Consider the following 11,107-nt stretch of genomic DNA (forward strand, 5'->3'; position numbering starts at 1 on the left):
CCCGGGTAGGTCCCGCCGTGGCCAAGGCGGTGGCCGAGGCCGCCCGGAAGTCCGGCGTGGCCCGGATCTGAGCCAGCCGGGGCCCCGGCCCCGATTCTGATCCACGGAGGATGACACGATGATCGATCTCAGGCAAAAAAAGCTGTTCCTGCTGGACATGGACGGCACCATCTACCTGGGGGACACCCTTTTCGACGGCACCCTGGATTTTCTCAGCCGCGTCCGGGAACGGGGCGGAAAATACCTCTTTGTCACCAACAACTCCTCCCGCAGCGTCTCGGCCTATGTGGACCGTCTGGCCGGCATGGGGATCGCCTCCACGGCAGATGACTTTCTGACCTCGGTGGACGCCCTGATCTGGTATCTGCGGGGCAAGTACGACGACGCGCTGATCTACGCCTTCGGGACCAGGACCTTCCGGGAACAGCTGGCTGAGGCGGGCTTCCGCGTCACGGACAAGCTGGAGGACGGTATCCCCCTGCTGGTGTGCGGATTTGACACCGAACTGACCTTCCAAAAGTTGGAGGACGCCTGCATCCTGCTGGGCCGGGGCGTGGACTTTGTGGCCACCAATCCCGACTGGGTCTGCCCCACCTCCTACGGCTCCGTCCCCGACTGCGGCTCAGTGTGTGAGATGCTGTTCCGCGCCACCGGCCGCCGGCCCAAGTTTATCGGCAAGCCGGAGCCAGAGATGGCCCTGCTCTCCATGGAGCGTTACGGCTATTCCAGAGCGGAGACGGTCCTCATCGGCGACCGGATCTATACCGACATCGCCTGCGGCGTCAACGCCGGGATCGACACCGCCTTCGTTCTCTCAGGGGAGGGCGTGCCCGAGGACATTGAGAAGTTCCAAATCCGGCCGTCGGAGGTCTATCAGGACATCCGGGAGATCTTCCTCCGGATGGAGTAAAGGCGGTTCAGGTCCCGAAACGGGATTTGTTTCCCGCTCCAAGATAGGGAAGGAACAGTACGCCCAGGTGGTGGCGGGAGTGGGCTTTATCGGCGCGGGCACCATCATCGTGACCCGGCGCCAGCGGGTCAAAGGGCTGACCACCGCGGCAGGCCTGTGGTCGGCCGCTATCATCGGCCTCACCCTGGGGCCGGTTTTTATGAGGGCGGTCTTCTGGCCACCCTGCTGATCCTGCTGGCCGAGCTTCTGTTTTCCAAGCTGGAGTACCGGATGCTGGACAACGCGCCCGAGATCAACCTCTACATGGAGTACACCGGAAAAACCTGTCTGGAGCATGTGCTTCGGCTCTACCGCGAGCTGGATCTGAAGCTGCTGGACATGGAGATTACCCGAAATGCCGACGGTGACAAGATCACCTCCTGCGCGATCTTCACCCTGCGTCTGAACAAGAAGTGCAAGGCGGACTGGCTCCTGGGGCAGCTCCACGCCATCAAGGGCATCGTCCTTGTGGAGGAGCTGTGACCGGCAAGGCGAATAAAACGAGAGGCTGGCTTCCCAGGCAGACCGGGGGCTTCTCGCTCCGCCGTCTATTCTGCAATCGCGGCAAAATGGACGTACCGAAGCTTCGGTACGTCCATTTTCTTACCATAGCTGGTCCACCTGGGTCCCAGTATAGTACCAAGTCAGAATATCCCGAAACGTCTTCCCCTCCTTGGCCATGGCGTTGGCTCCGTATTGGCTCATGCCCACTCCGTGGCCGTAGCCTGTGACGTCAAAGGTAAACTCGGTCCCGTCCCAAGTGACCGTAAAGGCCGCGGACCGCAGAGAAAACAGGGTCCGCACCTGGCTTCCGGTGAGGGTGACGCCCCCCAGGAGGATGGAGGACACGGTGCCCCCCTCGTTCCGGCTGGCCCGGCCGAACCAGCTCCCCGGATCGACCGACAGGTCAGCCCCGGGATAGTCGGCCAGAACAAGTTTTTTGACCTCCTCCGCCGTCAGCACCACCTGGCTGCGGTAGTTGGGCACTTCCTCTCCCTCTGGGCTGTCCACGCTGGTCAGATAGTCCACGTTCCTACCCCACACCTCCACCGCGTCCACCGTCTTTCCCGGGGCAGAAGAGAAGAACAGCGCCTGGATGGGCTGGCCCTGGTAGAGGATGCCCAGCCCGTCGGTCTCCGCCACCGCCCGGTCGATCTTCTCCCCGTACTCCCCGGCGTTCAGCCCCCATCGGGCCTCCGCCGCCGCCCGCTCCACATAGGCCTGGCAGCAGGTGCTGTCTCCGCAGATGTCCGCCCCCGGGTGCTTCTCCGAAGCTGCGTTCTGCTTGAGGACGGTGTAGGTCCGGGCGGCGCAGACTTGGGCCTTCAGCGCCTCCTCCTCAAAGGAGGCGGGCATCTCCGCCGCCACCACCCCCCACAGGTAGTCGGCCATGGACAGCTCCACAATGGTCCCGTCGGTCTTTTGCAGCCGTACCGCCCGCCCCCTGTCCCGGGATGCGGTCTGAGTCCCGGACTGTTCATCGGATGGCTGGTCCTCCCCCGCCGCCAGGTCGGGGAACTCCCCGCCCCGGCAGTACAGCGGCTCCCCGGACAGGAGGGACACGGGCAAGAGGAACAGCAGCGACACCATCACCAGCGCCGCTGCGGCCACCTGCCGCCCGCCCAGCACGCCGAAAAATCCCACCCGCGTTTTGCTCCATTTCATGTCCCCGTCCCCCTTGTCCTGATGCTACCAGCTTATGGCTTTGGGCGGCGGGATATGCCTGGAGGCGGGGGCCTACAGCTTCAGCGCGGCAATGGCCTCCTTCAGCTGACGGGCGGAGGCGGACAGGGCCAGACTCTCCCCCCGGCTCATGGAGATCTCCAGCACCTCCTCCAGGCCGTTGCGGCCCACGATGGAGGGCACGCTCAGCGCCAGCCCCTCCTGACCGTACTGGCCCTCCAGCACCACGGAGATGGGGAGGACCGCGTGCTCATCCCGGACAATGGCCTCGGCGATGCGGCCCACCGCCATGGCGATGCCGTAGTAGGTGGCTCCCTTGCGCTTGATGATCTCATAGGCGCTGTCCCGGACGCTCTGGTACAGCCGGTCCATGTCCGCGGCGTGGAGACCGTCCCCCCGTAGGCGGCAGAAGTGTTCCAGGTCGATGCCGGACACGTTGGCTCCGCTCCACACCGCCAGTTCGCTGTCCCCATGCTCTCCCACGATAAAGGCGTGGATGTTCCGGCTGTCCACCCGCAGTTCCTCCCCCAGCAGCTGCTTGAGCCGCCCCGTGTCCAGAACGGTGCCCGAGCCGATGACCCGCTGACGGGGATAGCCCGACAGCTTCCATGCCGCGTAGGTCAGCACATCCACCGGGTTGGACACCACCAGGAGGATGCCCCCGAAGTCCCGGGCGGTAATCTCCCCGATAATGGAACGCAGGATGGCGGTGTTCTTGCCGATCAGATCCAGCCGGGTCTCCCCCGGCTTCTGGTTGGCTCCGGCGGTAATGACCACCAGAGCGCAGTCGGCGACGTCGTCATAGGTTCCGGCGGTGATCTCCACAGGGGAGGCGTAGGGCAGGCCGTCGCTCAGGTCCATAGCCTCCCCCTCCGCCTTTTCCCGGTCTACGTCCAACAGCACCAGCTTGGAAAACAGCCCTTGCTGTAAAAAACGGAAGGCGATAGACGCCCCTACAAAGCCGCAGCCCACGATGGCCGCTTTTCTGGGATTGACGCGCATGATCGTTCTCCTTTCCGGTCCGGCCCTTCCGTCCGGACTCCCTCGCCTTCATTGTGCCGCGTTTCCGCCCATTTATGCGAAGGCCGCTCCGGAGAAAAACAGCAGGGCCGCCGGTCTCCCGGCGGCCCTGTTTTTGTTCTCTTGATTGGCGCTCAGCGGAATTTCACGGCGGTGCCGTAGGCGATGACCTCGGCGGCCCCCTGCATCACGGCGGAGGAGCCGTACCGGATATTGACCACCGCATCGGCCCCCAGGGCCTCGGCCTCGTCCACCATCCGCTTGGTGGCGATCTGGCGTGCCTCGGTGAGCATCTCGGTATAGCCCACGATCTCGCCGCCCACCAGGGTCTTCATCCCGGCCATAAAGTCCTTGCCGAAGTTCTTGGACTGGACCACGGTGCCCTTCACCACGCCCAGCGCCTCAAATTCCTTCCCGGGGATATAATCAATATTTACCAGCAGCATCCAATTCTCCTCCTTCAATTTCTTTGAAACGGTCTTTTAACACCAGCAGGGCGGGCAGGATCAGCGCCAGACACAGCACCGCCAGCACACCGAACAGGATCACGCACCACTGGGGCATGCCGGGGATCATACACAGGGACCCGAAGCACACCGCGCAGGCCACCTGGAGCAGAGCGAAGAACACCACGCCCCGGACCGCCGAGCGTTTGCGCCGCTCTTTGCGCTCCTCAGTATTTTCTGGCCTCATCTTCCTCTCCCCTTTCGATCTCCCGCCACCGCTGGACCAGGGCCAGGACGACTCCCCCGGCGACGAGGAAGAACATACCTGCCGCGACCAGAATGGCTACCGTCTCTCCCGCGGTCCCGCCGCCGAAGCAGTCCGTCAGCATACAGACGGCCATCAGGACCATAAAGCCGCCCACCGCCAGTGCGGACAGCGCGGCGCCCAGCCGCTTTTTTCCCTTAGTAGTTTTTTGCATCGTCGATCTCCCCCTTTCCGATCTCACGGATCCGCTGGACCAGCGCCAGCAGGACCCCCAGAATCACCAGGCAGGGGATGGCCACAAACACCACCATCAGCGGCAGGGGCGGCGCGTTGGCCGGGTCCAGCCCAAAGCCCCAGATCATCAGCGCCACGATTCCCGCCATCAGGGCGGTCATCAGAAGGGCCACCGCCACCGGAGCCACATACCGGATGGACTTGGTGTCTCCGGTCTGCTTATCCTTGAAGGTGGTGCCCGAGCGCTCCATCCGTTCCATCTCCTCCAACAGGGCAGCGGCGTCCAGGTCGGCCAGCCGCACCTCCCGGTCCTTCAGCCCCCGGCACAGCTCCATGGACTGCTCCAGATTCTGCCGCTCCCGCTCCAGGGTGACCAGGTGGCGGCGCATCCCGTCGGCCACGGTGCTACTCCCTGCCTGCATCCGGCGGATCTCCTCCAGAGGGACGCCCAGCTTCCGCAGCAGCTTGATCTGCCGCAGAATGGCCACCTCCTCGGGGCCGTAGTCCCGGTACCCGTTTTCACTGTTCCGCCGGGGCGAGAGCAGGCCCTGCTCCTCATAGAAGCGGATGTTCTTTTTGGTGATGCCCACCTGGGCCTCCACCTCGTTGATCTTCATGGGCTCATCCCCTTTTCTGCCCTGACTTTACACCTTCCACAAGGTGGAAGGTCAAGGGGTTTTCAAAAAAATTCATCATTCCCCCCGGCGGAAGGTCTCTCTGGCCTTAAAAACGTCCCTTACCGCTCCGGGGCGGGTTCCACCTGGCAGACGGTGAGCCGGTCTCCCTCCACCCGGAATTTGACCTCCAGTCCGCCGAAGGTCATGCCGTAGACCCGCTGGGGGTCCTCCTGGTAGGAGGGCCTTGGGTCCTGGGCCAGCACCCCCCGGAGGGCCTGCCGTTTTCTCTCCGGTACCAGGGCCAGAAGCTCCTCGGGAAAGTCCACCGTCAGGCTGGCCTGCTTGGGCTGGGCGGCGAAGCCGCCCAGAGCCTCCGGCTTGCAGTCGGCGTAGGGCAGGTAGGGCTTGACGTCATAGATGGGGGTGCCGTCCATCAGGTCGGCGCCCGCCACCCGAATCACCGGGCCATCCGGCGTGTGGAGGTCCACCCCCAGCAGCCGGACGCAGCTCAGACCGATGGGGTTGGGCCGGAAGGGGGACCGGGTAGCAAAGACCCCCAGCCTCCGGTTGCCTCCCAGCCGGGGGGGCCGCACCGTGGGGGACCAGGACTCCCGCTTGGCCTGGGAGAACTCCCAGATGAGCCAGAGATGGGAGAAGCCCTCCAGCCCCCGCAGGGCTGCTTCGTTCCGATACTCCGGCTCAAAGACTACCGCCGCCTCCAGCTCCTCCACCAGGCCGCTCTGTCTGGGAATACCGAACTTGGTGGAAAAGTCGCTGCGGATATGGGCGATAATGTGTACCTGGGCCGTCTGGGCCATAACCGATCCCTCCCCGATCACAGATGGGTCACCAGCGTCAGCACGCCGGATACTCCGATGAACAGATAGACAAGCTTCCGCATCCCCGCAATGTCCAGCCGGTCCAGCACCCGCAGACCGGCAATTTTGCCCAGGTTGATCCCCAGCACGCCCACCAGGGTCAGGGGGACCAGCTCCCAGGTGTAGATGCCCTTGGAGATCCGGACAAACAGATTGGTCAGATTGGTGATGCAGAACAGCAGCTGCAGGTTGGCTACATAGCTCTCCTTGCTCCGGGCTGCCGGCAAAAAATAGAGCACCGCCACGGGCCCGCCGATGCTGAACAGTCCCCCGCAGATCCCTGCCGCCGCGCCGCAGACCAGCGCGCTCACCGGAGTGGGGCGGATGGAAAAGCTGCCGGAAAAGAACAGATAGTACAAGGAAAGAAGGATCAGAAGCAGGGCAAAGACGATGGTCAGCATGTCCAGGTCCAGCTTTCCCACCACGGAGATGGCCGCCGTGCTCAGGGTCACATAGGCCAGAGCCACCGGCAGGGTCAGCTTCCAGTCCACGTATTTCCGAAACCGCCAGACCAGCACCGCGGACAGCCCCAGACTGATGGAGGACGACAGGGCAGGGCTGCGGATCATGTCAAAGAAATAGGGGAGCACCAGCATCATCATGACGGCCGCCCCAAAGCCGGTGACTGACTGGATCAGTCCCGCCCCCGCCGCGGCCAAAAACACCACCGCCCAGATCATTCGCACACCCCTCCTGATCCCGTTTTTTTCATTATACATAGGGTCGGCAGCGATTGCAACCAAACACTGTCTCCCCCGGCTCTTTGGGCGCTCCCTTCAACGGACGTGGCGGGAACGTTCTGTTCCCCCTGGGCGAGACCGGCTTCCACAGAAAATGGGGGCGGCTCCCGCCGCCCCCTGAATTTCATTGCACTGCCGCCTTCAGCACCTTGGAGGCCACGGTCCCGGCAACGTCTGCGCCGCTCCCTCCGTTTTCCACCAGCACCACAAAGGCATAGGGATGGTCCTCGTCCCGGAGGAACCCGGCGAACCAGGCGTGGGGCTTCTGGTCCGCCCCTACCTCCGCCGTGCCTGACTTGGCCCCCAGGTCCATATTGGGGAACCGCTTGGTCCCGTAGGCCGCCGCCACGTTGTTGACCATCATGTCCGCTACTTTCTCCGCCGTCTCTTCAGACAGCAGCCGCCCGGTGGACCGGGTAAACTGGGGCAGCGCGGGCAGCCCCGGCCGCTCCACCTTCTGAATGAGGCAGGGAGTCGCCGCCTTTCCCCCGTTGGCGATGACCCCCATGTACACCATCAGGGCGCAGGGGTTGACGCTGTCGTGGTATTGGCCCACTCCGGCCCAGGCCAGCTCGCTTTGGGATAGGTCTCCTCCAAAGTCAAAGGAGCCTTTGGCCGTGTGGATACCGCTGACAGAGTAGGAAGCGGTCAGTCCCGCCTTTTGGGCATACCGCTCCAGCATCCCGCCTCCCAGTTCCACCGCCAGCTGCCCAAAGACCACGTTGCAGGAGTTGGCCAGGGCATCCCGGATGGTCTGCTCCCCGTGGGCGCCGGTACAGGTCACCACTCCGTCGCCCATCTGGACGGAGCCCTCACAGGTCCAGGTCCGCCCCTCCAGATTTGGGATGCACTCCAGCGCCGCCGCCAGCGTCACCGTCTTGAACACCGACCCCGGCGTAAAGGTGGAGGACAGGAAGCGGTTGAGGTAGGCCCCCTCGTAGGCTTCGTTGGTCTCCAGATCCTTGGGAATATTTCGGGGGTCGTAGGTAGGCGTGGAGACCAGACACAGGACCTCCCCCGTTTGATAGTTGTACACCGCCACCGTGCCCTTCTTGCCGTTCAGGGCCTGATAGGCGACTTCGTTCAGGTCGGCGTCAATGGTCAGATACAGGTCGCTGCCCTCTTCCGCGCCGAAGGCCCCGCCCAGCAGGGTGTATCCCGTCAGCTTCTGCCCGAAAGCGCTGAGGGCCCCGGTGCTGATATTGCCGTAGGGGTCCCCCACCACATGCAGAGTCGCCTTTCGCCGGGTCTTGCCGTCGGTGTAGACCCGTTTGCCCCCCTCCACCGTGGACAGCACATCGCCGTCCCGGTCCAGCACCGTACCGCTGATGAGGACGCCCTCGCTGCTGTACAGATGCCGGTTAAAGGGCGAGGAGGCCCAGCGGCTCCCGTCCGCGGCAAACCGGAACAGAAACACGGCCAGTCCCGCCAGCAGAAAACCAGCCAGCACCAGGCAGAGGGCCGCCCGCCGTTCAAGCTTTTTCATGGCCGGAGACCTCCTTTCCCTGGCTCTTTTTTGACTTTCGGATGGCAAAGCTGGCCCCTTCCCGGGTATCGGTGGCCTTCAAAAAGGCCAGCAGGCCCCAGGAGGCCATCATGGCCGACCCTCCGTTGGACAGGAAGGGGAAGGTCACGCCGGTGAGAGGCAGCAGATCCACGGCTCCAAACACGTTCAGCCCGGTCTGGACCACCAGCAGGGAGCCGGCGGCACAGGCGGCAATGGTGGGGAAGGCCGACCGGCTCACCCGGCAGGCCCGGGCGGCAAAGAGGGCCAGGGTAATAATGGACAGCACCGCCAGCACGGCGATGAGCAGCCCCCACTCCTCACACAGCATCCCGAACACCAGGTCGGTGTCCGCCGCCGGGATCCTGCAAAGCCAGCCGTTGCCCGCGCCCACGCCCACCAGCCCTCCGGAGGCGGCGGCGGACATAGCCCGGGTCTGCTGGTAGCCGGTGGTGGAGGCCGCCTCCCAGGCGTGGCCCCAGGAGGCGAACCGCCGCAAGATGTAGGGCTTGAAATTCAGCACCAGCACCCCGGCGAATGACGCCCCGCCGCAGATCAGGGACAGGGTGGCAAAATCTCCGGACCGCAGGTAGGCGATGACCAGGAAAGTGGCGAAGAAAATGCAGGCCGTGCCGAAATCGCTCATCAGCGCCAGACACAGCAGGCACACCCCGGTCATGACCATAAACAGGCCCAGGTTCCGCTTCCGAAACAGCCGCTCCAGCCCGGCGGCCCCGGCGAAGATGTAGAAGATCTTGGCAAGCTCCGAGGGCTGAAAGGAGAGGGGCCCCAAAATGATCCAGTTGGCCGCGCCGAACTTGGTCTTGCCGATCACCAGCGTGACGGACAGCAGGCCGATGGCCAGGGCCGCCATGAGCCAGCGCAGTTTCTGGATGCGGTCACCGTCCCGCATCCAGATCCCCAGCGCCACCATCAGGAGCACTCCCAGCACCACAGCAGCCAGCTGCTTGACCATGGCACCCGGCGCCGAGGAGCCGGTAATGGCCAGAGAGAGGGTGGACAGGAAAAAGGCAATGGTCTCCATCTCAAAGCCCCGGGCCCCGGCACCCCGGAGGACCAGATAGTAGAGCCACATCACCACCGACAGAGCCCCAAAGGTCAGCGGACACAGCACCGAGGGCTCCTCCTGCCGCAGCACCAGCTGGAGCGCGGCCAAAATCTGGAACAGGGTCAGCCACAGCAGCGAGGGCCACATGGGCAGGGGGGCCTCCGACCTGCGGCGGGCGGCCAGAGCCTCTTCCTCCTCCCGGGACAGGGGCAGGAACAGCAGCTCCACTCCGCCGATGGACAACGCGTCCCCCATCCGGAGCGCAGTCGGTCCGGTTACCGGCAGGCCGTTTACCAGGGTCCCGCCCTTGGAACCCAGATCGGTGACCAGCCACTCCCCCCTGTCGTTCCGGATCAGGGCGGCGTGCTGCCGGGACACGGTGGGCAGGTCCAGCCGCACGTCCGCCGAAGAGGCCCGGCCCAAAATATTCTCCCAGTGGAAGATGGGCAGCGACCCTCCGCCGGGCAGTGCCAGCTGGCCCCAGCACTCCGCGGCATGTGGGACCCGGAGCAGGCCCCGTATGGCCCGGATCAGGATCAGCAGGGCCAGCAGGGGAAACACGAAGCGGACCAGAGCGAAATACCACTCCACCGCCTGGGGATGCTGGTCCGCAAAGGCCAGCAGACAGTCCATGCCCGTCTGGAGCGAAAGACAAAACTTCTCCAAAAAACTCCCTCCTTTCGGGGACAAGTCAGTGTGGACATTATCTTAGCATGGAAATCCCCGAAAATCTATGGACAGATTGAAAACAAATTCCGTTTCCCTCCCCGTTTCTTTGCTGAAATAGAAAAGGGCCCCACGCAAACGTGGGGCCCTTTTGATTGGCTATTACTTCGGTGGAAACGGCTTCTCAGCCCTCCGCCAGCTTGCAGCGCACCGTGACACGGGCCTGACCGTTGTAGTTACAGGTAAACAGGGTCAGGTCATATCCGCTGTGGACCATGCCTTCAATGTCCGTGGCCTGGGTGGTATAGACCTCCCGTACCTCATAGACACGCTGGCCGCCCTCCAGGTCGGTGAATACGATATTATCGCCCTGGGCCAGACTGGACAGGCCGCCGAAATGCTTCCGGTAATTGTGGGCAGCTATCACCAGCTCCTGGTCCAGACTGCCCGAGTACCGGCAGGGAGACCGCTTCAGCTTGGCCATGGACCAGTCGCTCTGGACCGGCAGCAGCCGGTCCAGCTTGGGGATGGTCAAAACGCCCATATAATAGGCGCCGTCCAACTCTGCCACCTTCAGCAGCTCCGCCTGAGGCTCAGGGTCCTCGGGCGCCTGAAGCACCGCCACCTCCTGAACCTCCACGTTCTGGGTCTGGATCTCCTGGGCCAGCGTCACCGCCGCTGTCTCGCTCTCCTGGCCCGCCCGGTGGTCATCCCACTGGTTATAGGCCAGCAGACCGCCGGCGCCCAGCAGCAGCGCCAGTCCCAGACCCATCATCACTCTGCCCGTGGACAGGAGCTTTCTCTTCCGGTCCTTCATGTCCGTCTCAGTCGTCCGCCTTTCGGGACTTCTGCTCCTTCAGCCAGCCCAGGCTGAACAGCACCAGACCCGCCATCGCCATCAGGGGCACGGGCCACTGGAGCATCCCGGTCTGGGGCAGCTCGCCCTTGGGAGTCTCGGGATCGGGGATATCAATGGGCGGTTCGGGTTCGGGATCAATGACTTCGATGGGGGGCTCGGGGGGGGCCACCTTCGGAG

14 protein-coding genes and 1 pseudogene are annotated in these 11,107 nt (G+C 64.0%); 3 read left to right on the top strand and 12 right to left on the bottom strand.

The genetic code is table 11. From position 1 onward, the window contains the following. Window positions 1-118: 118 nt before the first annotated feature. The 3 genes from I6E39_RS10625 (at window position 119) to I6E39_RS10635 (ending at window position 1,432) form a co-directional block, all read left to right on the top strand. The gene (locus I6E39_RS10625) at window positions 119-910 is read left to right on the top strand and encodes an HAD-IIA family hydrolase (RefSeq protein WP_235381558.1); all 792 of its coding nucleotides are present in this window, start codon (window positions 119-121) and stop codon (window positions 908-910) included. 70 nt (window positions 911-980) lie between these two features. Then, on the top strand, window positions 981-1,139 hold the full coding sequence (locus tag I6E39_RS11160) for an MgtC/SapB family protein (RefSeq protein ID WP_338127136.1): 159 nt from the start codon (window positions 981-983) through the stop codon (window positions 1,137-1,139). Continuing rightward, window positions 1,067-1,432, top strand: a complete 366-nt coding sequence (locus I6E39_RS10635) for a hypothetical protein (RefSeq protein ID WP_235381559.1) — start codon at window positions 1,067-1,069, stop codon at window positions 1,430-1,432. Before I6E39_RS11160 ends, I6E39_RS10635 begins: the two co-directional genes overlap by 73 nt. 120 nt (window positions 1,433-1,552) lie before the next feature. Here I6E39_RS10635 and spoIID read toward each other — a convergent pair whose 3' ends face one another. The 12 genes and pseudogenes from spoIID to I6E39_RS10695 form a co-directional block, all read right to left on the bottom strand. Further along, window positions 1,553-2,614: a stage II sporulation protein D gene (gene spoIID / locus I6E39_RS10640; RefSeq protein ID WP_235381560.1), complete on the bottom strand. Its 1,062-nt coding sequence runs from the start codon at window positions 2,612-2,614 to the stop codon at window positions 1,553-1,555. A gap of 72 nt (window positions 2,615-2,686) precedes the next feature. Next, the gene (locus tag I6E39_RS10645; RefSeq protein ID WP_235381561.1) at window positions 2,687-3,634 is read right to left on the bottom strand and encodes an L-lactate dehydrogenase; all 948 of its coding nucleotides are present in this window, start codon (window positions 3,632-3,634) and stop codon (window positions 2,687-2,689) included. A 152-nt stretch (window positions 3,635-3,786) separates the two neighbouring features. Then, window positions 3,787-4,098 carry a YbjQ family protein gene (locus I6E39_RS10650; RefSeq protein ID WP_235381562.1) on the bottom strand — a complete coding sequence of 104 codons (312 nt, stop codon included), beginning with the start codon at window positions 4,096-4,098 and terminating at the stop codon, window positions 3,787-3,789. Then, a complete protein-coding gene (locus I6E39_RS10655; RefSeq protein ID WP_235381563.1) occupies window positions 4,079-4,345 on the bottom strand; it encodes a hypothetical protein in 267 nt (88 codons plus the stop codon). The genes I6E39_RS10650 and I6E39_RS10655 overlap by 20 nt, the downstream gene beginning before the upstream one ends. Continuing rightward, the gene (locus I6E39_RS10660; protein WP_235381564.1) at window positions 4,326-4,577 is read right to left on the bottom strand and encodes a hypothetical protein; all 252 of its coding nucleotides are present in this window, start codon (window positions 4,575-4,577) and stop codon (window positions 4,326-4,328) included. Before I6E39_RS10660 ends, I6E39_RS10655 begins: the two co-directional genes overlap by 20 nt. Next, window positions 4,561-5,214: a MerR family transcriptional regulator gene (locus tag I6E39_RS10665; protein WP_235381565.1), complete on the bottom strand. Its 654-nt coding sequence runs from the start codon at window positions 5,212-5,214 to the stop codon at window positions 4,561-4,563. The genes I6E39_RS10660 and I6E39_RS10665 overlap by 17 nt, the downstream gene beginning before the upstream one ends. A 119-nt stretch (window positions 5,215-5,333) precedes the next feature. Continuing rightward, window positions 5,334-6,032 (bottom strand): tRNA (N6-threonylcarbamoyladenosine(37)-N6)-methyltransferase TrmO, encoded by a 699-nt coding sequence (gene tsaA, locus I6E39_RS10670; protein ID WP_235381566.1) that lies wholly within the window; start codon window positions 6,030-6,032, stop codon window positions 5,334-5,336. A 17-nt stretch (window positions 6,033-6,049) separates the two neighbouring features. Then, window positions 6,050-6,772: a sulfite exporter TauE/SafE family protein gene (locus I6E39_RS10675; RefSeq protein WP_235381567.1), complete on the bottom strand. Its 723-nt coding sequence runs from the start codon at window positions 6,770-6,772 to the stop codon at window positions 6,050-6,052. A 184-nt stretch (window positions 6,773-6,956) separates the two neighbouring features. Next, window positions 6,957-8,318, bottom strand: a complete 1,362-nt coding sequence (locus tag I6E39_RS10680; RefSeq protein ID WP_235381568.1) for a penicillin-binding transpeptidase domain-containing protein — start codon at window positions 8,316-8,318, stop codon at window positions 6,957-6,959. Continuing rightward, window positions 8,305-10,071 (bottom strand): FtsW/RodA/SpoVE family cell cycle protein, encoded by a 1,767-nt coding sequence (locus I6E39_RS10685; RefSeq protein ID WP_338127135.1) that lies wholly within the window; start codon window positions 10,069-10,071, stop codon window positions 8,305-8,307. Before I6E39_RS10685 ends, I6E39_RS10680 begins: the two co-directional genes overlap by 14 nt. Before the next feature lie 184 nt (window positions 10,072-10,255). Further along, a complete protein-coding gene (locus I6E39_RS10690; protein ID WP_235381569.1) occupies window positions 10,256-10,888 on the bottom strand; it encodes a sortase in 633 nt (210 codons plus the stop codon). A gap of 7 nt (window positions 10,889-10,895) precedes the next feature. Beyond that, window positions 10,896-11,107, bottom strand: a pseudogene (locus I6E39_RS10695) (peptidase); the annotation flags it as partial.

This window comes from Pseudoflavonifractor phocaeensis (assembly GCF_021531375.1).
GTDB classification, from domain to species: Bacteria; Bacillota; Clostridia; order Oscillospirales; family Oscillospiraceae; genus Lawsonibacter; species Lawsonibacter phocaeensis_B.